Origin of the sequence: Sulfitobacter sp. SK011, assembly GCF_003352065.1 — a bacterium.
Classification (GTDB): Bacteria; Pseudomonadota; Alphaproteobacteria; order Rhodobacterales; family Rhodobacteraceae; genus Sulfitobacter.
This window is the reverse complement of record NZ_CP025803.1, coordinates 3,883,654-3,906,175: the sequence shown is the minus strand read 5'-3', so window position 1 is coordinate 3,906,175 and position 22,522 is coordinate 3,883,654. Positions and strand designations below refer to the sequence as shown.

Sequence of the window (22,522 nt, the reverse complement as noted above, 5' to 3'; positions counted from 1 at the left end):
GACCGGGTCAAGCCCGGCAAGCATCACGACGTCGCGGTAACTTTGACGTAGTCTAAGGTCAGGTAAAGACCCGGCCCAACGCACCGTCAACAGCACTGATGATCTGATCAATATCGTCTCTCTTCGCGATCAATGCCGGCGAGAAGCACAGGGTGTTATTCTTGCCGGGCAAGGACCGGTTGGTCATCCCGATAATGACACCTTGCTGCATGCAATCGCCGACAACCGCCTGTGCCATCTTTTCGTGGACAGGCGCGCGGCTGTCGTGGTCTTCGACCAATTCGGCACCAAGGAACAAACCCTTACCGCGCACTTGACCTATGACCTTGTGCTTGTCGGCCAGCTCTTCGAGCTTGCCGTACATATAGGCACCCATCTTGGTCGTGTTTTCGAGCAGGTTCTCATCCTCGATGATCTTCATGTTTTCGATGCCAGCTGTCGGACCGGCCGTACAGCCGCCAAATGTCGAGATGTCGCGGAAATAGTTCATCGGATCAGCGGCGTCGTCCTTGAACATGTTGAACACCTCTTCGGTGGTAACAAGACAAGCGATCGCTGCGTATCCAGACGCGACACCTTTTGCCATGGTCACCATGTCTGGCTTGACGCCGTAATGCTGGTATCCAAACCAGGTGCCGGTGCGGCCAACACCACACACAACCTCGTCAATATGCAGCAGTATGTCGTATTTCTTGCATATCTCCTGCACACGGTCCCAATAGCCGTCCGGAGGCGTGATCACACCACCACCGGCTGTGACAGGCTCAAGACACAGGCCACCCACGGTGTCCGGACCTTCTGCGAGGATCACTTTTTCAATCTGATCCGCAGCCCAGATGCCATAGTTTTCCTGCGGCGCGCCATCTTGTTCGAACGACCGGTATTCAAGGCAGTGCGGCACCCGTACAAAACCTTCGGTGAACGGGCCATATTGTGCGTTGCGCTCGTCCTGGCCACCTGCGGACAGGGCGGTGATTGTGGTCCCGTGATAATCGCGGTCTCTGTACAGGACCTTGTGCTTTTTGCCGCCGTAGCGCTTGTGCGCAATCTGGCGGACCATCTTAAAGCCCTTCTCGTTCGCCTCGGAGCCAGAGTTGCAATAATAAACCCGGCTCATGCCCGGCATCTTGTCGATCAGCATCTCGGCAAAGTTTGATCCGGGGATAGAGCCCGCCGAACCTGCAAAATAGTTCAGCTTGATCAACTGATCGCGCACGGCGTTGGCAATGCGTTCGCGGCCATAGCCGACGTTAACGGTCCAGACCCCACCAGACACAGCATCAAGGTGTTCTTTGCCTTTTTGATCCCAAACGCGCATCCCTTTGCCTTCGACAATGATGCGGGGATCGGTTGTTTCGTAGGGTTTGTGTTGGCTCAGGTGATGCCAGATGTGCGCGCGGTCGGCCTCGACAACGCGAGAAATATCATTTTCGTTAAAGGTACCATCCATGGTTCAGGCCTTTCCTAGCGTCGAACAGGTGAGTGAATTCATAGCAAAGTGTGCCATTTTATCATGATACAACACTGCTTTTTTTCAGAATCAAGTAGCGCCAGTCTGGATGCATTGGTGATTCCAGACAAGTCATCGTATTTGACTGCTCGGGCAAGAGAGCTTGGTGATCCAGCATGCTGGCCCCTGTCATGGCACAGGTCAATTCCACCAATACACTGCATTAACATCAGCCTGATTTGAAAGCGGAGAACTGGACTCATGCACCGTCAAGAATTGGACGTTTGATTCTCAAGCCTCCGGAACGCAGACTGCGCCACTTAATATCTGTCCTTCCTGCCCAATGGTTCTGCGACTGCCTGGTTTAGATCAAGAAGCACTTTGATCGCATAATCAGAAATGATTGCTCAGCCAGAGGTTAGGTTGCATGGTGCATAAAGTTAGTTTCCTTCGGCCAATATCCGGCAGGTCAACGAGTTTAGATCGCGAAGCTCATAGGCCAAACTGAGGTTGATCGGCAGATGGACAGCTAAAAAGACTAAGAAACCCGACCAATAAAGGATCGGGAATGATCAACGGGAGAAAACAATGATCAAGAAGACAAGAACTGGATTTGTAGCTGGCGCTGTTATGGCAATGACCGGCCAAGCTGCGTTTGCGGATGCGCACGGTGAAATCACAGTAGGCTACTTCCTCGAATGGCCAATGCCGTTTTTGGCAGCAAAAGCATCTGGTGCCTATGACGAAGCGCTGGGAATGAAAGTAAACTGGGTTTCGTTTGAAACTGGCACCGCAATGTCAGCTGCGATGGCTTCAGGCGATGTGCAGCTGTCCGTTTCGCAAGGTGTGCCACCTTTCGTTGTTGCCACATCTGGCGGCCAGGACATCCAAATCGTCGACGTTGCTGTGTCCTATTCGGACAATGATAACTGTGTTGTGGCTTCCGGTCTGGAAATCGACAAGGATTCTGCTGGTGAACTGGCAGGAAAAAAGGTTGCCGTGCCATTGGGTACAGCGGCACACTATGGTTTCCTGCGTCAGATGGATCACTTTGGTATCGATCTTGCGTCCCTTCAAATCGTTGACATGGCACCACCAGAAGGTGCCGCAGCATTGAGCCAAGGCGCAGTTGATTTTGCCTGCGGTTGGGGCGGTGGTCTTTCTCGGATGAAGGAATACGGCAACATCCTGTTGACCGGCGCTGAAAAGCAAGAGCTGGGCATTCTGGTGTTTGACGTGACATCCGCGCCTGCATCCTACATCGCTGAAAACGGCGATGTTGTTGCGAAGTTCGTGAAAGTTACTGCCGATGCCAACGCTGAGTGGGCGGCTGGCCAAAGCGAAGAAATGCTTGCTGTGATTGCTGAACAATCCGGTATGGATCTCGAAGCAACACGTGCCTCAATCTCCAGCTTTGTGTTCCCCACGATCGAAGAGCAGCTGAGCGAAAGCTGGCTGGGTGGCAATGCGGCGGCCTTCATGAAGGGTGTTGCGGACGTGTTTGTTGAGGCCGGTTCCATCGACAGCGCCCTCGACAGCTATGAGGACACAGTGAACACCGGCCCACTGGAGGCCGCAAAAGGCATGTAAATAAGACTGTCGGCACGGGCCCTTCGGGGTCTGTGCCGATGCTAACTAATGAACCAGAGGCAAGGAAAACCTTGCCCTATTCGTCCAAACAGGGACACAGGAAAAATCACATATGACCGGACTTAACATTGATAACCTTTCGATGCGTTTTGATTTGCCTAACGGCGGATCGGTGCAGGCGTTGCAGGATGTGTCGATTGACCTCAAGGCAGGAGAGTTGCTGTCGGTGCTGGGGCCTTCTGGCTGCGGGAAAACCACTTTGCTTAACATTGTTGCGGGCTTTTTGGCCCCGACGGGCGGCAAGATGACCCTGAACGGCCACGAGATAAAGGGTCCGGATGCCGAACGCGGTATGGTCTTTCAGCAGGGCGCGCTTTTTGAATGGATGTCGGTACGCGAAAATGTGGGCTTTGGTCCGTCGATGAAAGGTATGCCTAAGAACGACAAGAATGAGGTTGTCGATCACCTTTTGGATGTGGTGGGCCTGCAGGATTTCAAGGAAAAAGCCGTTTACGAATTGTCAGGCGGAATGCAGCAGCGTGTGGCACTGGCCCGCTGTCTGGCCAATGACCCGGACGTTATTTTGATGGATGAACCTTTGGGTGCCCTTGATGCGTTGACCCGCGAAAAAATGCAGTCACTTGTACTCAAGTTGTGGAAAGAAACCGGCAAGACGATCATCCTGATCACCCACTCTGTTGAAGAGGCGCTGTTGCTGGGGGAACGTTTGATTGTAATGGCCCCGCGGCCGGGTCGCATCCATAAAGAATACCGTTTGCCGTTCGCAGAAATGGGCGTGAATGCTGATTTGAGAGAGGTTAAAAAACACCCTGAATTTGGCCCGCGCCGCGAAGAAATCCTGAACATGATCTGGGACATGGAAGAAGAGATTATGGGCACCAAGGAGGATGCGGCATGACCGGTATTATCTTTCTTGCCATCTATGTCGCGATTTTTGCGGCAGCGTTTTTTATTGTCACCAAGTCAAGCCAAGGCGCTCGGGCTAAGGATTATACATCACTCAAGACGGTAACCTTTGGTGATGAAAGTGCTGTGCGTCCAAATCGGGCGGCTGGTATCGTTTCGATCTTCACCATTTTCCTGATGTGGGGCATTTTCACTGGATCGTCATGGTTGCCTGGCTTTTTGCACGCGCCAGGCCCATTTGAAGGGACAACCAGCTTTACCTATACCGCTGAGGCTGAGGGTGGAAACCGCGATGATGCGACAGTGACCATATTGGTGCATCCGCGCGAAGAACAAGCCGAAGACCCTGTCGTTGAACCCGGCGATGGTTTTGCCAAGAATGACGCGGCGACTGTCGCGCAATGGCGGACTGTATTGGTCAATGTCGATCGCAATGATGAGATCACTAAAAAAGACGGCGCGAATGTCATTGAAATCAACGGCCAGAAGATCGCACCCGGTGGGTCGGTAAAAATTGATGGCGGTGTTGTGAACCTGTCTGACAAAGGCACACCTAACTTTGAACCGGAAAAAGGCTGGCAGATGGAATCGCTTTATCTGCCTGCCCCAGAGGAGGTTTGGACACGCGCGATCAAGGTCGCATCCGAAGGGTTCCGGGGTACGTCGCTGGGCGGTCACCTTGGGTATTCGCTGTTTCGGGTGATTATCGGTTTTCTCTGCGGTGCTGTGGTTGGCATTCCGCTTGGCTATGCGATGGGTCTGAGCGATTGGTTCCGTGGCTGGTTTGATCCGATTGTGGAATTCATGCGTCCGGTGCCGCCGCTTGCCTTGATCCCATTGGTGATCATCTGGGCCGGGATCGGCGAGACGGGTAAGATCATCCTGCTTTTCCTTGCTGCACTGTGGATCATGGCCATTGCCGCACGCTCGGGTGTGTCAGGCGTGAAGATATCCAAGGTCCATGCGGCCTATAGTCTGGGTGCCTCAAAATGGCAGATCATGCGCCATGTGATCATCCCCAATTCGCTGCCCGAGATTTTTACGGGCGCGCGTGTAGCGATGGGCGTTTGCTGGGGCACGGTTGTGGCCGCTGAATTGGTCGCGGCGGAGCAGGGCGCGGGTATGATGATCATGACCGCCTCCAAGTTTCAGAACACCGATATCGTGATCATGGGTATCATCCTGATCGGCGTCATCGGGTTTGGGATCGACATGCTGATGCGCTGGGCTGAACGGATCCTGGTGCCTTGGAAAGGCAAAGGCTGATCCTTCAGGCCTCATCAATATGGAAAAGTGAAAACGCCGGGGAATTCCCCGGCGTTTTTCATTTTGGTCTAAAGCTGTTTTTGGCGCGCTTTGGTGTGACGTCCCCACCATTGGGTTTGCCACCCGGTTTCGGCCGCGCATTGGGCTTGCCGCCCTGCTTGCCAATCTTGTTTGGCGGCGTGAACCGCTTTGATGGATCGGCAGCGCGCTGATAGGTTTTCTCGGCTGCAGGGGCGTCGCCTTTTGGCTTAAAGGGCTTGCCCGGCTTTGGTTTGCGCGGCTCATAAGCATCGCCCGCAGGCTTTTCCTTTTTCCAGACTGCTTTTGCCTTGGGCTTGCCCGTCTCATCCGGTTTCGGGTTTGATTTTGGCTTTGGCGCTGCACCGGGTTTCATTGGGCTGCGTTCGGTCTTGTGCGATTTGGGCGGGCGTTCACCCTTGGGGGCGCGTGGTTTTTCGAATTTTGGTTTATCGCCGCGCGGTTTGTCTGGTTGTGGGGACGACACCTCTGCGACTGGGGCGTCTGCTGGCGTTGGACGGGGTTTGCGCGGTGCCGATGGTGCCTCAGGATCATAGGAGTGCTTTTCGCGCGGTGGACGCGGCGCGCGCTCTGGGCGATCAGCCGGTTTTGGGCCACGCTTGGCACTGGGCTTGGGCCCGCGTTCAAGGTTTGGCGGGCTGTCGAGTTGTGTGACAACTGCGCCGCTTTCGACTTTCATCTCTGCCCCGAGAGCGTTCACAAAACGCGGTGCTGAGGACGCCAGGATTTCGACAAAGCTGTGGCTTGGCTGAATGCGGATGGCACCAATGTCGTCTTTCGTCAGATCACCCAGACGGCACAGCATCGGCAGCAATGTGCGTGGTTCTGCGCCATCATTGCGGCCAGTTGACACAGAGAACCAGACCGACGGGCCAAAGGCCGCGCGGGGTTTGTCATCAACGGCACCGGCCTCGCCAAGTTCTTCTGGTGCGGACTGGCGCGCCCGGTAGAGGTTCACAAATGCTGTGGCAAGCTGTTCCGGGCTGAACTGTGTGACCAGATTTGCCACAAAATCCTGGGCATCTTCGGGGGCCGGGTCGGTCCATGCGGCATCGGCCAGCAGGCGTTCTTCATCCGCTGCGTTCACTTCTGATGCAGATGGTGGTGCTGCCCACTCAACCTTGAGCTTGGCCCCCCCGATCAGTCGATTTGCTTTGCTGCGCATCTTGGCGGGGACGATCAATGCGGACACACCCTTGCGGCCTGCACGACCTGTCCGGCCAGAACGGTGCAGCAATGTATCTGAGTTTGAGGGCAAATCGGCGTGAATCACCAACTCCAGATTCGGAAGGTCGATGCCACGCGCGGCCACATCCGTGGCGATACAGACACGTGCCCGCCCATCGCGCAATGACTGCAGCGCATTGGTGCGCTCCGATTGCGTCAGTTCACCCGACAGCGCGACAACAGAAAAACCACGGTTTGTGAACCGCGAGGTCAACCGCGCCACTGCGGCACGGGTGTTGCAGAACACGATGGCATTCTTTGCCTCATAGAACCGCAGCACGTTGATGATCGCGTTTTCGGTGTCGCGTGGGTGGACCGACAGCGCGCGGTATTCGATGTCGCTGTGTTGCTTGGCTTCGCCCACGGTTTCGACCCGCTGGGCATTGCGCTGATACGATTTTGCCAGCTTGGCAATTGCGGCGGGCACAGTGGCCGAGAACATCAACGTGCGGCGGTCTTCCGGTGCTTCGGACAGGATGAATTCAAGTTCGTCGCGAAAACCAAGATCAAGCATTTCGTCGGCTTCATCCAATACGACAGCGCGCAGATCATGCAGTTTGATGTTGTTCCGTTTGATATGGTCACACAAGCGCCCCGGCGTGGCGACAACCACATGTGCGCCGCGGTCCAACATGCGCCGTTCAGTGCGGGTGTCCATCCCGCCAACGCAGGTGGTCACGATCGCTCCCGCCTTACCATAAAGCCAGGTAAGTTCGCGGCTGACCTGCATCGCCAGTTCACGGGTTGGCGCAATGATCAATGCAAGCGGTGCACCCGCAGGGCCAAAGCGGTCGGTGTCGCCCAGCAGTGTTGGCGCAATCGCGAGCCCGAAGCCAACGGTCTTGCCTGACCCGGTTTGCGCGGAAACAAGCAGGTCGGCATCTGCCAAAGCAGGGGCGGAAACAGCTTCCTGCACGGCGGTCAGTGTATCATAGCCCTTTTGGGCAAGCGCGTCTGCGATGGTCTGAATCAAAGGATCGTCCTGTTCTGATAATGGCTGTCCAAACGACAGCGGCCAGCAGCGAAGCGCCCCGGCATTGATTGCGGCTGTCGGTAAGCGGTTGAGCCACGAATGTACATGGTGTTTGTGGCGTTACATTTCAGCGGCAACAAAACGCCGCTGATCTGCCATGCTCAGGGGTGTCTGTTTCGTCTTCTCTAAATACGACTCGCTAAGTTGAGAATGCGCGTCAATGATCACAAGATTTTGTGGTTCAGGCAGGGAGGAATTTACGGGAAGGGTTTGGTGGAGCATAGCGGGATCGAACCGCTGACCTCCTGCATGCCATGCAGGCGCTCTCCCAGCTGAGCTAATGCCCCAAATAGGACCAAGGGTCCGTATTGGTATCCGGGCGGGTGGCCCGGGTAAGTGGCGCGTAAGTAGGCGCAAGCGCGGGCGGGATCAAGTGAAAAATCGGATCCCGCCCACAAGTATTCTTAATTGTCGTCTGTGGTTAATCTTCGTCGTCGTTGGTTACAACGTCGGCGATGTCATCCAGCGGCACTGTGTCTTCATCGTCGTCGTCGTCATCCAGAATGTCGTCATCCAGATCCACATCGACGTCATCATCATCAATGATATCATCGTCGTCGTCCTCGACCTTGGCTTCCTTGGCCTTGGCTGTGACAGCATCCTCGGCATCTGCCGCGATCATGCGCGACTTGGCTGCGTCAACTTCCAGCACTTCGCCGGTATAGGGGCTGACGATGGGATTCTTATTGAGGTCATAGAAGCGCTTGCCCGTTGTGGGGCACAGGCGCTTGGTTCCCCATTCTTCGTTGGGCATGAAACACCCCTTCTTCAAATTGCGGTTGCGTGTAGATGATCAGCTTTATGATTCTGGCCAAGTGCCATATGAGATAGGCAGTGTCAAAGGCTTTGGCCACCCTTGGTTCGGAGAGAATCCGCAGATGAGCGACCCTATCCTGCCCGGTGATCCCCCGATCCCCCTGATCCTGCGGCGTTCGCCGCGGGCACGGCGCATTTCTTTGCGCATCTCTCAATTGGACGGACGGGTGACATTAACCATGCCAATACGGCTTGCTGAGTGTGAGGCATTGAACTTTGCCCGTACCAAGGAAGATTGGATTCGCAAGCATCTGGAGGCCCGCGGTGCCGATGTGCAGGTTAAATTGGGTGCGCAATTGCCGGTGGGAGGGCAGTTGTTGACCGTCACACAAGGGCGCGGGCGTTCCGTATCCATTGGACTGAATGAGGTTGCGGTGCCCGGACCTGAGGACCGCGTTCCCAAACGTCTGGCTGCATATCTGCGCGAGGTGGCACGAGACCGTCTGGCTGGGGCATGTGATGATTATGCCGCGCTTCTGGGCAAACCCTACAACCGCCTTACCATGCGCGATACACGGTCTCGTTGGGGGTCGTGTACATCAGACGGTGGCCTGATGTTTTCGTGGCGGTTGATCATGACCCCGCCAGAAGTGCTGGACTATGTCGCGGCCCATGAGGTCGCGCATCTGGCACAGATGAATCATTCAGCCGCATTCTGGGCAGAGGTTGAGCGGATATACGGAGATTACAAGCCGCCGCGCCGATGGCTCAAAAAACATGGCAGCGATCTACACCGCTACCAGTTTTGATCTCATTCGGGATAGATGAAGCCCGTGATTGGATAGACGCTGCCAAAGGCTGTTGGTTGGCTTTTCAGGCGCACTGCGGACCAGTCGTTATTTTCTGACACATCAATCACGTCCATCTTCAGCGACACTTTGTTGCGCTTCCAGTTGGCATGATCCACGCGAATTTCGCGCTCTGATACAACTTCGGACACGACGGCAACATGGCCCATTGGCAGTTTGCTGGTTTTGCGAAACGCCATGACAGCCCCGACCAGAGGTTGTTTGCCCTTGTCATAAATCCCGGTGGCTTTGCCCCACCATGTATTCGCATTGCCGCGAATCTGCACGCCACTGACGTTGCGGGCAAACGGCACACACCAAACCCGGCTGCCTTTTGACTGGAGTTGCTGAACTTCCATCAGCGCCAATTGTTGACGTTGTGGATCAAGTTCCACCGATGACAGTGACGGTACGTTTTGAGATGGTGTTGAACATGCGGCGATGAAAAGAAGTGCAGCGCACAAAATGGACAGGCCCACTGGCCGACGGGCGTGTTTCACGCTCATATTCCCCCCGAAGAATCTTCTGTTTCGTGGCGGACATGACCTGACTCGCCTCCGGGCGGAACATCTATGATTTATGCTAAACCTCAAAGTGGTGTTATCCGTGTGGGCAGATTTTCGCCGAACGGGTGTCGCGATACTACAAATTGAAACGACAGCTTTTGTGCGTGCCAAAGCAGGGCTGCAGATTTGGGCCGCTTGACCCCGCCTGCATTTGTGATCACACCTTTGGCATGAACCTGACACCGCGCCCGCTTGACACCACCATTCCTGCGCATGACCTTGTATATCGTCGACTGCGTAGCCGGATCATGCACGGCGATCTGCCGCCAGGGCACGCGCTGACCCTGCGCGGTATCGGCAAACAATTCGACGTGTCGATGACGCCAGCGCGCGAGGCTGTGCGCAGGTTGGCGGCAGAAGGGGCGCTTACCATTTCCTCGTCGGGTCGCATTTCGACGCCTGAGCTGAGCAATGAACGGATCGAGGAACTGGCCGCCTTGCGGGCGTTGATCGAAGTAGAGCTTGCCAGCCGCGCATTGCCGCGTGCGCATATGGCGTTGATTGAACGGTTGCAAACCATCAACGGTGCCGTGGCCGAAGCGGTCGCCCATCGCGATGCGGTCAGTTATATTCGCACGAACCTGGAGTTTCACCGCACCTTGTATCTGCGCGCGCAGGCCCCCGCGATGTTGGCAATGGCTGAGACCGTGTGGTTGCAGATGGGTCCAACCATGCGCGCCCTTTATGGCCGTCTTCGCCAGACTGAGCCACCACAGTTTCACCGTCTGATCATAGCGGCATTGCGGGCCGGGGATGAACCGGGTTTGCGGCTTGCCGTGCGGTCGGATGTGACGCAGGGCCTGCGGATGTTGGCGAGTTGACGAACGCAAAACTTCGCGGCATCCTGTCGCGATGATCAACGCCTTGAAAATCGCGCGTTATTAACGCCGCTTCACCTGAACGCGGCACCCTTTTCCTGTATTAACTTACCCAAGCCGCCATCGCGCGGCCTTTGTCGTCTTTGGTGCACAGTTAGAAAGACTGACATGCCTGATGTATCCATCCGATTGGCCGAGGCCAAAGAGCTGCCCGATGTTCTGCCCATGATCCATGTGCTTGCCGCCCATCATCACGATACGTCGACATTGACGCTTGATGCGCTCAAGCGCGACACTTTGGGCGACACCCCATGGATCACGCTGATCGTAGCGGAGCAGTCAGAAAACCTTTTGGGCTACGCTGCATTATGTCCTTTGACGCAGCTTCAGTTTGGTGTGCGTGGCATGGATATGCACCATCTGTTCGTTAAGCCTTCGGCGCGGGGGCAGGGCATCGGGCAAAAGTTGATTACGGCTGCGATTGATCACTCAAAGCGGCAGGGCTGTCGGTACATGATGGTTGGCACGCACCCGGAAAATAAGGCGGCGCAGGCCATGTACCTGACCGCCGGCTTTTCAGAGGCCCCCGCACCTGGACCGCGGTTCAGGATGAAGTTTGACAGCACTTGCGCTGGACATCCCTGACGCGCCAACGATGTTGACGCATCAGTTCACGTCGGCACTCAGGGCGCGTTTAACCTGCCGCACCTTTTTTTGTGGCGACTGGCGTTTCGGCAAGCCAATGTGTGCCAGCAGAGAGAACACAACTGATCCCATCCGCCCGGCTGACAAAGATTGTATAGCTGCCGGTTTCTGCGGATGCCCAAATTTCTACGATGGATCTTGCGTTCTGCAGCCCCCTCGCGGTCAAGGTTTCAGTATATGCTGTTGTCAATTTTGACACCAATTCCGCGCGCGGCATACAGGTCATCGCATGGGCTGGCGGGCCTGTGCAGGCCATCCCGAACAGCAGACCGGCAGTGATAATACGCTTGTACATGACACTCTCCTTTTCCATTTCTCAAGGACAAGGAGGCAGATCACAGAGGCGAAATCACACCTCCTCTGCTCATAATATCGGCACGATTGGGCGCTATTGCAATTCACGTGATATCACATGATTGGTGGCAAGTTGGTCAATTTCGGCAACGCGTCAGCCCTAAGCGGGCGGATCATCATCAATCGATGCTGTCACGAAACGATGCAAAGTATCTAAGGTTTTCGACTGGTATCGTTGCGCAATACTCTGGATCTATCGTCAGGCAGCCAGCCCTTTGCCGCCGATGTCGAGGTATTTGCGGCGACGGTCCGCGACAAGCGTTTTGCCGTCTTTGCCGCTGAGTTCTTTGAGCATCGCAGCGATAGCCACACCGACCGATTTGATCGTCATCGCGGCGTCGCGGTGGGCACCGCCCTTGGGTTCTTTGATAATCTGGTCCGTTACACCCAGTTTCATCAGGTCATCTGCGGTCAGCCGCATTGCCTCTGCCGCCTCACGCATTTTTTCTGAATCTTTCCAGAGGATCGACGCGCAGCCTTCCGGGGTGATCACGGAATACACAGCATGTTCCAGCATCGCGACCCGGTTTGCCGTGGCAAATGCAACCGCCCCGCCTGAACCGCCTTCTCCGATAATGACGCTGATCAACGGCACGCCGATCTGCAAACATTTTTCTGTGGACCGTGCAATTGCTTCTGATTGCCCACGTTCCTCGGCCCCTTTGCCGGGATAGGCACCGGGCGTGTCGACCAGCGTGATCACGGGCAGGTTAAACTTACCTGCAAGTTCCATCAGGCGCACGGCCTTGCGGTATCCTTCGGGTCGGGCCATGCCAAAATTCCGCTCAATCCGGGATTTGGTATCGTTGCCTTTTTCGTGGCCGATCACCATCACAGGCGTGTCATTAAACCGTGCCAAACCGCCCATCACGGCCAAGTCGTCCGCAAAATTCCGATCACCTGCCAATGGCGTATATTCGGTAAACAGCGCTTCAATGTAGTCTTTACAATGGGGCCGCTCAGGGTGGCGTGCGACCTGGCATTTACGCCAGGGGGTCAGTGAACTGTACAATTCATCAAGTATGGCCGCCGCTTTGACATCCAACGCTTTGGCTTCCGCAGTGGTATCCGTCTCGGGATTTGTCCGCGCAATGGCGCGCAGCTCTTCTGCTTTGCCTTCAATCTCGGCCAGTGGTTTCTCGAAATCAAGGTATTGGGTCATTGCGTGCTCCGACTTCTGATCCCTGTTATATGGCGCTGATTTGGGCAGTTTGCAACGCGCGGTTAAATGCGTAGCCTGAGAATAAATTGGAGATGACAATGAACCTTAGACTTCTCGTTGCGGCGATTGCGTCCGTTGCCCCAGCCGCCGTGTTGGCGCAATCGATCAACTTTGGCGATGATGCGAGCCAATGGTCGAATGATGGTGAATGTGATGACCGCCGTTTTCGGGGCGCGGGGATGGCGCAGGGCTTGGACCGCGATGACATTGGCCATGATGCGACCGACTGCAAAGCCGGCTTTGACGCGGGTAAACTGATGATCTGGGATTTTGCTGCGGCAAAGGCCGCGACCCAATGCAGCGCGATCAACTTTGGCGATGACAAGTCTGAATGGCCCGATGATGGGCAATGTGATGACTATCGTTTTGACGGGCCGGGTGCGGACTTCGTGCTGCTGTCAGAAGATATCGGTCATGATGCGTCTGACTGCCGGCAATTATGTGATTTGGGTCAGATTGCTGTTCGAGATTATTAACCAATCATCGACAAGACCGGATAGAGCGAGGCAATCAACAGCGCCGCCATTGTCCAGTTAAACATGCGCAGGCGCGAGGGGTTGGTCAGAAAACGGGCCATTTGCTGGCCCAGCACCGTCCATATTGTCACGGACGGCAGGTTGACCGACGCAAAAAGAACCGCCGCCGCAAATAACATCATCGCCCCGCCATCGGCGACGTAAACGGTGATCCCGGTCAACGCCATCGCCCAAGCCTTGGGGTTGACCCACTGGAACGCTGCTGCCTGTAGAAACGTCATTGGCTGACCGGTTGCTTGCCGTTCTTTGACCGGTGCTGCATTGGCAATTTTCCATGCCAGATAAAGCAGATAGGCAATGCTCAGCACCGTGAGGGCGGTATAAATGGCTGGATAGATTTCAAAAACCCGGACGAGGCCAACACCAGTGAGCAGCATCAAAACCAGAAACCCGATAGATATGCCCAGCATGTGCGGAATGGTGCGGCGAAAACCGTAATTCGCCCCCGATGCCATGAGCATCAGGTTGTTGGGCCCCGGCGTGGCGGAGCTGACAAAGGCGAAAAGTGCAAGCGCGGGTAAGACATCATAATCCATGACGCAATGTTTGACTTAAGTTCTGCGCTGATAAATTGTGAAATGCATCGTAATAATCGAAAGATCACAATCTATGGCCGTTCTAGATCGAATTTCTGAACATATATTGCGCGAACTGTCCCGCAATGGTCGGATCAGCAATCTTGAGCTTGCGGATCGGGTTGGTCTTTCACCCTCTGCCTGCCTGCGCCGGGTTCAGGATCTGGAAAAGAAGGGCATCATCACAGGGTACCGTGCGGTGCTGGATCGCACCGCCCTTGGTTCTGGGTTTGTGGCATATGTTGGTGTCGGCCTCAGCGACCATTCCAAGTCGAGCCAAGAAGCATTTGAACGCGCCATTGCCCGCGCACCCGAAGTGGTCGAGTGCCACAACATTACCGGGACAATCGAGTACCTTTTGCGTGTCGAATGCGCCGATTTGCGGGCCTACAAATCCTTCCACACCGACATGCTTGGCGCGCTGCCGCAAGTGAATGGGATCACGTCCTATGTCGTAATGGGATCGCCCAAAGACGAACGGGCTTAGCGGTCTATTTCCCGGCAATCATCTCTGATTGGCGCACAATAACTTCGGCCTGTTTGATACTGGCAATATCAACCAGACGCCCTTTATAGACCGTGGCCCCTTCGCCTTTGGCTTTGGCGGCCTCCATGGCGGCCAGAATCTCGCGGGCTTCGGAGACGGCTTCTGCTGAGGGCGTAAATACCTCGTTTGCGATCGCGATCTGTTTTGGGTGGATCGCCCATTTCCCGACCATGCCCAGCGTTGCCGAACGGCGGGCCTGTGCCCTGAACCCGTCATCGTCGGAAAAATCACCAAAGGGGCCATCCACGGGCAAAACGCCGTGCGTGCGACAGGCCGCCACGATCGCGGCCTGTGCCCAGTGCCAGGGGTCCGACCAGTGTTTCGCCCCGTCCCGGAGCATATAGTAATTCTCCTGCGTCCCGCCGATGCCAGTTGTCTGCATCCCCATCGAGGCTGCAAAATCCGCAGCACCCAAACTCATGGCCTGCAATCGAGGCGAGCTTGCAGCGATCTCTTCGACATGCGCGATTCCCGCCGCAGATTCGATGATGACCTCGAATGAAATTTTCCTGGACCGCCCCTTGGCTGTTTCAATCGCTGTGACCAAGGCATCCACGGCATAAACATCCGCTGCACAGCCGACTTTCGGGATCATGATTTGATCGAGCCGGTCGCCCGCCTGTTCCATCAGATCGACGACGTCACGGTACCAATAGGGCGTATCCAAACCGTTGATGCGAACGGACAGGGTTTTGTCGCCCCAGTTCACATCAGAGATCGCCGCGATGATGTTGGCGCGCGCGCTGTCTTTGTCAGACGGGGCCACGCTGTCTTCGAGGTCAAGGTTAATGACATCAGCCGCTGATGCCGCCATCTTTTCAAACAGCGCCGGCCGTGATCCCGGGCCGAACAACTGGCAGCGGTTCGGGCGTGCGGGTGCGGTTGGCTGGATGCGGAATGACATAAAGGCTGATCCTTGGCGAATGATTGTTACGGATTGACTGGTGTCAACTGTTATAAAATTGCGCGATATGCTGCAAGCGCATTTCGCAACTGCAGCATTAAGGGTCTGCCAGTGCCTAGTTGGCAGTTATCTAGACCTTGCGTCTGGCCGCTGGGCCGGGTTTGTTTCCTACTAACCAATAGGGGATAGGCATGCGCATAGAAGTCTGCCGGGATGTATTTAAGCTGGCGCAGGTTTTTGCGATATCGCGGGAATCACGTACCGAAGCCCGAGTTTTGACCGTGCGCATCACTGAGGGTGGCGTTACGGGATGGGGCGAATGTGTGCCCTATGCCCGATATGATGAGACATTGGACTCTGTGACGGCTGAGATAGAAGGGCTGACAAGCACGGTAAGCCGCGCAAAACTCCATGATCTATTGCCAGCCGGGGCTGCGCGAAATGCGGTTGATTGTGCGCTGTGGGATTTGGCGGCCAAACAGGCCGGAAAACGCGTCTGGGAGCTGGCTGGATTAGAAACTCCGGGGCCGGAGGTTACCGCCTATACGTTATCTTTGGACACGCCAGAGGCCATGCAGGCGCAGGCCGCCAAACATGCGTTTCGGCCCTTGTTGAAGATTAAGCTCGGCACACCCGATGATATGCCAAGGCTTGAGGCGGTTCGTGCAGGTGCGCCCACGTCCACCATTATTGTAGATGCCAACGAAGGCTGGTCCGCTGAGGTCTATGCGGACCTCGCGCCACATCTGTTGCGGCTTGGTGTGGCGCTTGTGGAACAGCCGCTGCCAGCAGGGGAAGATGATGCACTGATTGGCATGCAGCGCCCGGTCCCGGTTTGTGCTGACGAATCCTGTCATGATCGCGAAAGCCTGCCCGGACTCAAAGGCAAATACGATGTGGTGAACATCAAATTGGACAAGGCCGGCGGGCTGACCGAGGCGCTGGCACTGCGCGACGCCGCGCGTGCCGAAGGTTATGACGTGATGGTCGGTTGCATGGTCGGGTCGTCTCTGGCGATGGCACCGGCAACGCTTGTCGCGCAAGGGGTCAACGTCGTCGACCTTGACGGGCCGCTCTTGTTGGCAGAAGACCGGGATCATGCGTTGAAATATGATCAGGCTGGTGTGCACCCGCCTGAGGCAGTACTTTGGGGATGAACATGCGGACAGTCTATGTAAACGGCGAATACCTTCCTGAAACCGATGCAAAAATCTCAATTTTTGATCGCGGATTTTTGATGGCAGATGGGGTCTATGAGGTCACATCGGTCCTGGACGGTAAGCTGATTGATTTTGACGGCCATGCGGTGCGGCTCAGCCGGTCGTTGAATGAGCTGCAGATGCGCAACCCGATTTCCAAGGACGACCTGTTGGAGGTGCACCGCGAACTGGTGCGCGTGAATGAGATTGACGAAGGGTTGATCTATTTGCAGATCACACGCGGCTCGGATGGGGATCGTGACTTTGCCTTTCCCGATCCTGAAACCACCGAACCAACCATCGTTTTGTTTACCCAGAGCAAACCGGGCATGGCGGATAGTCCTGCGGCCAAAAAAGGCGCAAAGATCATCAGCATCGAGGACATCCGATGGGGTCGCCGTGACATCAAGACGGTGCAATTGCTCTATCCGTCGATGGGCAAAATGATGGCCAAGAAAGCGGGCTGTGATGATGCGTGGATGGTCGAGGATGGCTTTGTCACCGAAGGCACCAGCAACAATGCCTATATCGTTAAGGGCAACAAAATCATCACCCGGGCGCTGAGCAATGACATCCTGCACGGCATCACCCGCGCGGCTGTTTTACGGTTTGCGCGTGAGGCGCAGATGGTGGTTGAGGAACGCAATTTTACCATCGACGAAGCACAGGCCGCGGATGAAGCATTCACCACGTCAGCCAGCGCATTTGTGATGCCGGTGGTGGAGATTGACGGGGTTGCCTTGGGTGACGGGACGCCGGGCAAAGTGGCCCCGCGGCTGCGTGAAATCTATCTGGATGAAATGCGCAAGGCGGCCGTTTGAGGGGCATTGAATGTCCCTTTGAACCGCTGCTGTAAAACGTCGGTATTTTGTCGGTATTGCGACTGTGCTGAATGACGCCTGAAATCCGCCGGGTCTATTGCAGGAAAGGCAGAACATGACGACCACATCCATCACCCGAGAGGATATGATCGCAGCGCAGGGGCGCGAGATTGGCCATTCGGGGTGGTTTACCATGGATCAGGCGCGCATTGATGCCTTTGCTGAAGTGACCGAGGACCGTCAGTTTATCCACATTGACCCGGTCCGCGCCGCTGACACGATGTTCGGCGGCACCGTGGCGCATGGCATGCTGACCCTGGCTATGATGTCCGGGATGGCATATGCCGCGTTGCCCGCGATGGTGGGGCAAAGCGCGTCGGTGAATTATGGATTCGAGAAGGTGCGGTTTATCACTCCGGTGCGGTCCGGTGCGCGGATCAGGGGGCGATTTGTGCTGTCTGACGCGACGGTGCGCGGAGGTGACAAGCTGATGACCCGCTTTGATGTCGTGGTGGAGATTGAGGGAGAGGCCCGGCCCGCCCTGACGGCGGATTGGTTGATTTTGTATATGTTTTAACTTGGGCATGATCCCAGGAATTCTGCGGACGGGCTATTCCGGTTCCTCTCGACCCTTCGCGCCCGGAAACGGTCCAAGGCAACTGGCCCGATGGGATACCTGAAAGACGTGATTATAAAGCTGTGCCACCCACTGCTTGCCTTCCATTGTCTGCTCCAGATGCACAAGCGCAGGGCCGATCAATGGCTGCACTTGATGCCAGAAGAATTGTGGAAACTGTTCCATCAAATCCATTGGCGTCTCATACCCAAGTTTTTGCGCAAAACCGGTTTCGACAAATTCACTGAAAAGACCGCCAATCTTGCGATGGTAGAACGGGTCCGCGATCTGTCCGATAAGGTCGGCAGCGCGCACCAGAGCCGGTTCGCTCGTTGTGTCGGCATAGGCCGGATCATCTGGCACGGGAAACCGGGTGTATTCGATGGCGGCGGCGATCCTCTCTTCATCAATGAGACCGGATCCTGCAAAGCGCCGACGGGCATACATTTTTCCACGATCAACGTGATAGGGCGCAAGAAAGGCATCTGACGCGCCGCGTGGCGGACAGATTTTGTCACCGGCCGCGTTCACAACGACCTCGGTGTCCGTGTCCCCTTCGCAGATGTCACGAGAGTAGCCTATGTCGTGGACCAAAAGCGCTACGATGTAATGCAGCCAGTCTTCGGGTTGGACAGCGCGGGTCACCAACTGGCCCCGGATGATTTGCTGACCAACGAGTGTGACCATCATCGTATGTTCGGCATTGTGATAAAGAGCGTCGGAATTGCCCAGCCGCTCAAGCAGCATGCGTGCGCTGCCGCTGATGAAGGCGGCGTATTCAGCTTTGCGTCCCGAGAAATACTGTAGATAGGTTTCAGCGAGATGATCCCCGAATTCTGACGCAACGACGGCGGTAGGATTGAACATGGTCAACTCGCATTTCTGGGCATCCGGCCCAATAGTATCCTTTTTGGTCTATCTTGTCAGCTTTGGGTGCAGCCCGGCCAATTCCTGCGAAACTGCAGGGCCAGAAACGCCAGCCTGTCACTTGTTCCCTACATTCTCCTCAAACGCAGTTTTGAAGGCTTCTTTCTGGGCATCGCCTGCTTCGGTCTGATATTTTGCTTTCCAGTCATCCATGGTCATGCCGTAAAACAGCTCGCGGGCCTCTTGTTTGCCCATCTCGATCCCGCGTTCGTTCGCGGCCTCCTGATACCAGCGCGACAGGCAGTTGCGGCAAAATCCGGTGAGGTTCATCATGTCGATGTTTTGCACATCTGTGCGGTCCTGCATCAGGTGTTTTTGCAGGCGGCGGAATGCGGCGGCCTGGAGTTCTATTTCAGTCTGGCTGGGCATCGCGGTCTCCTTTTTTGTCAAAGTTGGGTTTGTGCCAGAACAGTTTCAAGGATCGGCGCAAGGCGCGCGGCCCATGCCTGTTGGCTTGGTTCATCGGCGATGAGGTCGTTGCGCAATTCAATTAACGCATTGGGGCGGCCGTGTTGCAATGCGTGGCGGTCCACTGCATCACCGGGCAGGTGGCCGGAATAGGGTTCATTGTCGCCCACCGTCAGATCAGCCTCTGCATGCAGATGGTCGATCAAGGGGCGGGCAATGCGGGCATCGTGCGCGTAAAGCACGCCGATTTCCCACGGGCGGATGTATTTGCCTTGCAGCTTTGGTGTGAAGCTGTGGATCGACAAAATCACCGTTGCCGGGCGCGCGGCCAGCTTCGCCAAGGCATCGTGGTAGGGCCGATAGCACAGGTTCAGGCGATGTTCGATTTCGGCAGCATCGGCATGGCGATTGGCGGGAACGATGGTGCCATCATAGAGCCGCATCAACAATGTGGGGTCGTCTTCGCCGCGGTTCGGATCAATCGCAAGCCGGGAAAAGTTGGACAGAATGGCGGGGCTGTCAAGCAAGGTTGCCAGAGCGCGCGCGACACCCGCAGCACCAACATCATATGCGATGTGCCGGGCCATGTCCGCAGCACTTAGCCCAAGGTCACCGCCGGCAATATCAGGGGGCACGGTATTGGTCGCGTGATCACATGTCACCAACCAGCGGCCGGATCGGTCAGCCCCCTCAATATGGTATGGAAGGTACGTCATTTATGTGAAACCTTTGACTTGTATCGCTGGGGCGGGTAAGCCCCTCTGAAATGATTGTTACCGCTAACATAGCGGGACTCCGGCCCGTGAACCGAACAAGGACGCACAATATGAGACGCCTTCGCAATGTAAAGATCGTCGCAACGCTTGGACCAGCATCTGACACTTATGAGATGATCGAGGCGCTGCACAATGCGGGCGCGGATGTTTTTCGCCTGAACATGAGCCATGGCAGTCACGAAGAGATCCGCATCAAGCACGAGATCATTCGCAAGGTTGAGGAAACCACAGGCAGCACAATCGGTATTCTGGCGGATCTGCAGGGTCCCAAGCTGCGGGTGGGCGTGTTTTCTGGCGACAGTGAACAGCTGGTTGAAGGGGCGGCATTTCGTCTGGACCTTGATGAGGCTGAAGGCGATTCAAGTCGGGTCTGCCTGCCGCATCCTGAGATTTTTGCAGCCCTTGAACCCGGTGCGTCTCTGTTGGTGAATGACGGAAAAATCCGTTTGAAAGTGCGCGAATGTGGCCCTGATTTTGCCGATTGTGTTGTTGTGACGGGGGGAATCATATCGAACCGCAAGGGCGTCAATGTGCCCGATGTGGAACTGCCGTTGGCCGCGTTGTCTGACAAAGACCGGGCCGATCTGGAATTTGCCTGTGGCCTTGGCGTTGACTGGTTGGCGCTGTCGTTTGTGCAGCGCCCCGCCGACGTTGAAGAGGCGCGGTTGCTGGTCAAGGGCCGGGCGGCGATCCTGTCGAAGATCGAAAAACCCAATGCGGTCGAGCGGTTCGATGACATTCTGGCCGTAAGCGACGGCATCATGGTTGCCCGCGGTGATCTGGGTGTGGAACTGCCGGTTCAGAACGTGCCGCCAATCCAGAAACGACTTGTGCGCAAATGCCGTGCAGCGGCAAAGCCCGTGATCGTGGCAACGCAAATGCTGGAAAGCATGATCGAAAGCCCGATGCCGACGCGTGCCGAAGTCAGCGATGTGGCGACAGCGATTTATGAAGGTGCTGATGCGGTGATGCTCAGCGCGGAATCGGCGGCGGGCGATTATCCGATTGAGGCTGTGACCACGATGGATAATGTCGCGCAGGAGGTCGAGGCTGACCCGACCTATACCCAGATCATTGAGGCAAGCCGCACAGCGGACCGGATGACCGTTGCGGATGGCATTGTGGCCGCCGCACGCGAGATTGCCGAAACCACCGACATCAAGGCGATCTGTTGTTTCACGCATAGCGGGACAACCGCCCTTTTGACGGCACGTGAACGGCCACGGGTGCCGATCATTGCCCTGACGCCGATTGTCAGAACCGCACGGCGGCTGGCGCTGAGCTGGGGCACGAATTGCGTGATCACTGAGGAATTGGATCGCTTTAAGGCGGCTGTGGTCAATGCAGCGAAAGCCGCGCGTTCAGAAGGGTTTGCAGGTCCAGATGATCTGATTGTTGTGACCGCAGGTGTGCCATTTAACACCCCAGGTAGTACCAACATTCTGCGAGTCGCCCCATGTGACGAACGTTTGATTTTTTCGTCTGATCCAGAGTAGACTCTCCCTATATGGGTGAGGAAATTGTATGGATCACGATCTTGCATTGGTGATAGGTATTGTTCTGGGCGTATTGTCGGTGCCCTCTGTACTTTCAGCGTTTTCAGATCGGCGTGCACCACGGGCATCAGCGATAACGATATTGATCGCGGGAAGCTTGATTGTCTACGCGGCGCAGAACAAGCCCAACGGGATTTCCTTGGATCAGATCCCCGATATCTTTGTGAACGTCATCGGCCGGTATTTGCTTTGACGCGGGCAACCAAATATCCCGAAAGAACGATCCGCCTTGTCTGAAAATAATCACGCCATCACATTCTTCGAAACCATTTGGAATGCGATGGGTGACGGTGACATTAGGCGGCTCGAAGAGTTGACCCATTTTCAGTTCTTTTCCACACGGAAAAGACGGTTGGCTGGGGCGGCATTGGCTGACCCATGCTGTGGATTGCGGAAATCTGGCGGCCATCGAATGGGTATTGAGTAAGAAACCTGCGATAAATTACCAGGACGATGAGGGGGAATGCGCCCTTACTTCAGCGCTTCAATTTGAAGCAAATGCCGCCCTGTGGGACGATGAGGACGCGCGGTTGTCAGCCGGGAATGCGGTGAAGCGCGTGATTGAGATTGTCAATTTGTTGGTGCGCGAGGGTGCAGACATCAATCAAAGTCTGACTTTGGACAAGACCCCCCTGCATGCGGCCGCGCATTGGTCATCGCCCGAAGTGGTCCGGCATTTTCTTGCCCTTGGGGCGGACCCGAATTTGCGAGATTGTGATTACGGGTTCGATGCACCAGCAGACTGTGCCAAAAGCAGCAAGCGGCCAGAGGTTGAAACCATTTTGCGCGAGGCGATGCAGGCGTCATCCACTTGACAGAAATCTTCCTAGGTGCAGGTCGTTATGAGCCGATGTCG

Annotated in this window: 25 protein-coding genes and 1 tRNA gene; 13 read left to right on the top strand and 13 right to left on the bottom strand. The window is 55.8% G+C overall.

Annotated elements, in window-relative coordinates; genetic code table 11:
* Positions 1 to 58 precede the first annotated feature (58 nt).
* Positions 59 to 1,450, bottom strand: a complete 1,392-nt coding sequence (locus C1J02_RS19360) for an aspartate aminotransferase family protein (protein WP_114880029.1) — start codon at positions 1,448 to 1,450, stop codon at positions 59 to 61.
* 588 nt (positions 1,451 to 2,038) lie between these two features.
* Here C1J02_RS19360 and C1J02_RS19355 point away from each other — a divergent pair.
* From C1J02_RS19355 to C1J02_RS19345, 3 genes are all read left to right on the top strand, one after another.
* Positions 2,039 to 3,040 carry an ABC transporter substrate-binding protein gene (locus tag C1J02_RS19355; RefSeq protein WP_114880028.1) on the top strand — a complete coding sequence of 334 codons (1,002 nt, stop codon included), beginning with the start codon at positions 2,039 to 2,041 and terminating at the stop codon, positions 3,038 to 3,040.
* 112 nt (positions 3,041 to 3,152) lie between these two features.
* Positions 3,153 to 3,959, top strand: coding sequence for a taurine ABC transporter ATP-binding protein (locus C1J02_RS19350; RefSeq protein WP_114880027.1), 807 nt, complete (start codon positions 3,153 to 3,155; stop codon positions 3,957 to 3,959).
* 5 nt (positions 3,960 to 3,964) lie between these two features.
* Complete coding sequence (locus C1J02_RS19345) at positions 3,965 to 5,233, top strand: ABC transporter permease (protein ID WP_114880727.1); 1,269 nt, start codon at positions 3,965 to 3,967, stop codon at positions 5,231 to 5,233.
* A gap of 58 nt (positions 5,234 to 5,291) precedes the next feature.
* Here C1J02_RS19345 and C1J02_RS19340 read toward each other — a convergent pair whose 3' ends face one another.
* The 3 genes from C1J02_RS19340 to C1J02_RS19330 form a co-directional block, all read right to left on the bottom strand.
* Entirely contained in the window at positions 5,292 to 7,472 is a 2,181-nt protein-coding gene (locus C1J02_RS19340; protein WP_114880026.1) for a DEAD/DEAH box helicase, read from the bottom strand.
* Between the two features lie 271 nt (positions 7,473 to 7,743).
* Positions 7,744 to 7,819: transfer RNA gene (locus C1J02_RS19335), tRNA-Ala, on the bottom strand.
* Between the two features lie 134 nt (positions 7,820 to 7,953).
* Positions 7,954 to 8,286, bottom strand: a complete 333-nt coding sequence (locus tag C1J02_RS19330; RefSeq protein ID WP_114880025.1) for a TIGR02300 family protein — start codon at positions 8,284 to 8,286, stop codon at positions 7,954 to 7,956.
* A gap of 124 nt (positions 8,287 to 8,410) precedes the next feature.
* Between C1J02_RS19330 and C1J02_RS19325 the strand changes: the two genes are divergently transcribed.
* Complete coding sequence (locus C1J02_RS19325; protein WP_114880726.1) at positions 8,411 to 9,097, top strand: M48 family metallopeptidase; 687 nt, start codon at positions 8,411 to 8,413, stop codon at positions 9,095 to 9,097.
* Positions 9,098 to 9,099: 2 nt separating this feature from the next.
* Here C1J02_RS19325 and C1J02_RS19320 read toward each other — a convergent pair whose 3' ends face one another.
* A complete protein-coding gene (locus C1J02_RS19320) occupies positions 9,100 to 9,642 on the bottom strand; it encodes a CHAP domain-containing protein (RefSeq protein WP_114880024.1) in 543 nt (180 codons plus the stop codon).
* A 230-nt stretch (positions 9,643 to 9,872) separates the two neighbouring features.
* On the opposite strand from C1J02_RS19320, the gene C1J02_RS19315 reads away from it, so the two are divergent.
* Both C1J02_RS19315 and C1J02_RS19310 read left to right on the top strand, forming a co-directional pair.
* On the top strand, positions 9,873 to 10,523 hold the full coding sequence (locus C1J02_RS19315) for a GntR family transcriptional regulator (protein ID WP_114880725.1): 651 nt from the start codon (positions 9,873 to 9,875) through the stop codon (positions 10,521 to 10,523).
* 165 nt (positions 10,524 to 10,688) lie between these two features.
* A complete protein-coding gene (locus C1J02_RS19310) occupies positions 10,689 to 11,165 on the top strand; it encodes a GNAT family N-acetyltransferase (protein WP_114880023.1) in 477 nt (158 codons plus the stop codon).
* Positions 11,166 to 11,214: 49 nt separating this feature from the next.
* On the opposite strand, the gene C1J02_RS19305 is transcribed toward C1J02_RS19310, so the two are convergent.
* A complete protein-coding gene (locus C1J02_RS19305; RefSeq protein WP_162798383.1) occupies positions 11,215 to 11,520 on the bottom strand; it encodes a hypothetical protein in 306 nt (101 codons plus the stop codon).
* A gap of 258 nt (positions 11,521 to 11,778) precedes the next feature.
* On the bottom strand, positions 11,779 to 12,741 hold the full coding sequence (locus C1J02_RS19300) for an acetyl-CoA carboxylase carboxyltransferase subunit alpha (RefSeq protein WP_114880021.1): 963 nt from the start codon (positions 12,739 to 12,741) through the stop codon (positions 11,779 to 11,781).
* A 98-nt stretch (positions 12,742 to 12,839) separates the two neighbouring features.
* Here C1J02_RS19300 and C1J02_RS19295 point away from each other — a divergent pair, with 98 nt between their 5' ends.
* On the top strand, positions 12,840 to 13,277 hold the full coding sequence (locus C1J02_RS19295) for a hypothetical protein (protein ID WP_162798382.1): 438 nt from the start codon (positions 12,840 to 12,842) through the stop codon (positions 13,275 to 13,277).
* On the opposite strand, the gene C1J02_RS19290 is transcribed toward C1J02_RS19295, so the two are convergent.
* Positions 13,274 to 13,873, bottom strand: coding sequence for a LysE family translocator (locus tag C1J02_RS19290; RefSeq protein WP_114880019.1), 600 nt, complete (start codon positions 13,871 to 13,873; stop codon positions 13,274 to 13,276). The genes C1J02_RS19295 and C1J02_RS19290 overlap by 4 nt on opposite strands.
* A gap of 73 nt (positions 13,874 to 13,946) precedes the next feature.
* Here C1J02_RS19290 and C1J02_RS19285 point away from each other — a divergent pair, with 73 nt between their 5' ends.
* The gene (locus C1J02_RS19285; RefSeq protein ID WP_114880018.1) at positions 13,947 to 14,399 is read left to right on the top strand and encodes an Lrp/AsnC family transcriptional regulator; all 453 of its coding nucleotides are present in this window, start codon (positions 13,947 to 13,949) and stop codon (positions 14,397 to 14,399) included.
* Between the two features lie 4 nt (positions 14,400 to 14,403).
* Here the strand turns inward: C1J02_RS19285 and C1J02_RS19280 are convergent, their stop codons facing one another.
* Entirely contained in the window at positions 14,404 to 15,363 is a 960-nt protein-coding gene (locus C1J02_RS19280) for an L-malyl-CoA/beta-methylmalyl-CoA lyase (RefSeq protein ID WP_114880017.1), read from the bottom strand.
* Positions 15,364 to 15,554: 191 nt separating this feature from the next.
* Between C1J02_RS19280 and dgcA the strand changes: the two genes are divergently transcribed.
* The 3 genes from dgcA (at position 15,555) to C1J02_RS19265 (ending at position 17,960) form a co-directional block, all read left to right on the top strand.
* The gene (gene dgcA, locus C1J02_RS19275; RefSeq protein ID WP_114880016.1) at positions 15,555 to 16,520 is read left to right on the top strand and encodes an N-acetyl-D-Glu racemase DgcA; all 966 of its coding nucleotides are present in this window, start codon (positions 15,555 to 15,557) and stop codon (positions 16,518 to 16,520) included.
* 2 nt (positions 16,521 to 16,522) lie between these two features.
* Positions 16,523 to 17,383 (top strand): D-amino-acid transaminase, encoded by an 861-nt coding sequence (locus tag C1J02_RS19270; protein WP_205389933.1) that lies wholly within the window; start codon positions 16,523 to 16,525, stop codon positions 17,381 to 17,383.
* Positions 17,384 to 17,498: 115 nt separating this feature from the next.
* Positions 17,499 to 17,960: a MaoC family dehydratase gene (locus C1J02_RS19265; RefSeq protein ID WP_162798381.1), complete on the top strand. Its 462-nt coding sequence runs from the start codon at positions 17,499 to 17,501 to the stop codon at positions 17,958 to 17,960.
* A 33-nt stretch (positions 17,961 to 17,993) separates the two neighbouring features.
* On the opposite strand, the gene C1J02_RS19260 is transcribed toward C1J02_RS19265, so the two are convergent.
* From C1J02_RS19260 to C1J02_RS19250, 3 genes are all read right to left on the bottom strand, one after another.
* The gene (locus tag C1J02_RS19260; RefSeq protein ID WP_114880014.1) at positions 17,994 to 18,866 is read right to left on the bottom strand and encodes a metal-dependent phosphohydrolase; all 873 of its coding nucleotides are present in this window, start codon (positions 18,864 to 18,866) and stop codon (positions 17,994 to 17,996) included.
* 117 nt (positions 18,867 to 18,983) lie between these two features.
* Positions 18,984 to 19,295: a DUF1244 domain-containing protein gene (locus C1J02_RS19255; protein WP_114880723.1), complete on the bottom strand. Its 312-nt coding sequence runs from the start codon at positions 19,293 to 19,295 to the stop codon at positions 18,984 to 18,986.
* 17 nt (positions 19,296 to 19,312) lie between these two features.
* Positions 19,313 to 20,050, bottom strand: coding sequence for an N-formylglutamate amidohydrolase (locus C1J02_RS19250; protein WP_114880013.1), 738 nt, complete (start codon positions 20,048 to 20,050; stop codon positions 19,313 to 19,315).
* A gap of 110 nt (positions 20,051 to 20,160) precedes the next feature.
* Between C1J02_RS19250 and pyk the strand changes: the two genes are divergently transcribed.
* Positions 20,161 to 21,606: a pyruvate kinase gene (gene pyk, locus C1J02_RS19245; RefSeq protein ID WP_114880012.1), complete on the top strand. Its 1,446-nt coding sequence runs from the start codon at positions 20,161 to 20,163 to the stop codon at positions 21,604 to 21,606.
* 127 nt (positions 21,607 to 21,733) lie between these two features.
* Here pyk and C1J02_RS21345 read toward each other — a convergent pair whose 3' ends face one another.
* Positions 21,734 to 21,988: a hypothetical protein gene (locus tag C1J02_RS21345; protein ID WP_162798380.1), complete on the bottom strand. Its 255-nt coding sequence runs from the start codon at positions 21,986 to 21,988 to the stop codon at positions 21,734 to 21,736.
* Positions 21,989 to 22,085: 97 nt separating this feature from the next.
* On the opposite strand from C1J02_RS21345, the gene C1J02_RS19235 reads away from it, so the two are divergent.
* A complete protein-coding gene (locus C1J02_RS19235; protein ID WP_162798379.1) occupies positions 22,086 to 22,481 on the top strand; it encodes an ankyrin repeat domain-containing protein in 396 nt (131 codons plus the stop codon).
* Positions 22,482 to 22,522: the final 41 nt, after the last annotated feature.

Bases quoted from the DNA above. Each gene is read 5' to 3' on its own strand.
- C1J02_RS19360 (WP_114880029.1), bottom strand. From the start codon at position 1,450: ATGGATGGTACCTTTAACGAAAATGATATTTCTCGCGTTGTCGAGGCC.
- C1J02_RS19355 (WP_114880028.1), top strand. From the start codon at position 2,039: ATGATCAAGAAGACAAGAACTGGATTTGTAGCTGGCGCTGTTATGGCA.
- C1J02_RS19350 (WP_114880027.1), top strand. From the start codon at position 3,153: ATGACCGGACTTAACATTGATAACCTTTCGATGCGTTTTGATTTGCCT.
- C1J02_RS19330 (WP_114880025.1), bottom strand. From the start codon at position 8,286: ATGCCCAACGAAGAATGGGGAACCAAGCGCCTGTGCCCCACAACGGGC.
- C1J02_RS19325 (WP_114880726.1), top strand. From the start codon at position 8,411: ATGAGCGACCCTATCCTGCCCGGTGATCCCCCGATCCCCCTGATCCTG.
- C1J02_RS19320 (WP_114880024.1), bottom strand. From the start codon at position 9,642: ATGAGCGTGAAACACGCCCGTCGGCCAGTGGGCCTGTCCATTTTGTGC.
- C1J02_RS19315 (WP_114880725.1), top strand. From the start codon at position 9,873: ATGAACCTGACACCGCGCCCGCTTGACACCACCATTCCTGCGCATGAC.
- C1J02_RS19310 (WP_114880023.1), top strand. From the start codon at position 10,689: ATGCCTGATGTATCCATCCGATTGGCCGAGGCCAAAGAGCTGCCCGAT.
- C1J02_RS19305 (WP_162798383.1), bottom strand. From the start codon at position 11,520: ATGTACAAGCGTATTATCACTGCCGGTCTGCTGTTCGGGATGGCCTGC.
- C1J02_RS19300 (WP_114880021.1), bottom strand. From the start codon at position 12,741: ATGACCCAATACCTTGATTTCGAGAAACCACTGGCCGAGATTGAAGGC.
- C1J02_RS19295 (WP_162798382.1), top strand. From the start codon at position 12,840: ATGAACCTTAGACTTCTCGTTGCGGCGATTGCGTCCGTTGCCCCAGCC.
- C1J02_RS19290 (WP_114880019.1), bottom strand. From the start codon at position 13,873: ATGGATTATGATGTCTTACCCGCGCTTGCACTTTTCGCCTTTGTCAGC.
- C1J02_RS19285 (WP_114880018.1), top strand. From the start codon at position 13,947: ATGGCCGTTCTAGATCGAATTTCTGAACATATATTGCGCGAACTGTCC.
- C1J02_RS19280 (WP_114880017.1), bottom strand. From the start codon at position 15,363: ATGTCATTCCGCATCCAGCCAACCGCACCCGCACGCCCGAACCGCTGC.
- dgcA (WP_114880016.1), top strand. From the start codon at position 15,555: ATGCGCATAGAAGTCTGCCGGGATGTATTTAAGCTGGCGCAGGTTTTT.
- C1J02_RS19270 (WP_205389933.1), top strand. From the start codon at position 16,523: ATGCGGACAGTCTATGTAAACGGCGAATACCTTCCTGAAACCGATGCA.
- C1J02_RS19265 (WP_162798381.1), top strand. From the start codon at position 17,499: ATGACGACCACATCCATCACCCGAGAGGATATGATCGCAGCGCAGGGG.
- C1J02_RS19260 (WP_114880014.1), bottom strand. From the start codon at position 18,866: ATGTTCAATCCTACCGCCGTCGTTGCGTCAGAATTCGGGGATCATCTC.
- C1J02_RS19255 (WP_114880723.1), bottom strand. From the start codon at position 19,295: ATGCCCAGCCAGACTGAAATAGAACTCCAGGCCGCCGCATTCCGCCGC.
- C1J02_RS19250 (WP_114880013.1), bottom strand. From the start codon at position 20,050: ATGACGTACCTTCCATACCATATTGAGGGGGCTGACCGATCCGGCCGC.
- pyk (WP_114880012.1), top strand. From the start codon at position 20,161: ATGAGACGCCTTCGCAATGTAAAGATCGTCGCAACGCTTGGACCAGCA.
- C1J02_RS21345 (WP_162798380.1), bottom strand. From the start codon at position 21,988: ATGGGTCAACTCTTCGAGCCGCCTAATGTCACCGTCACCCATCGCATT.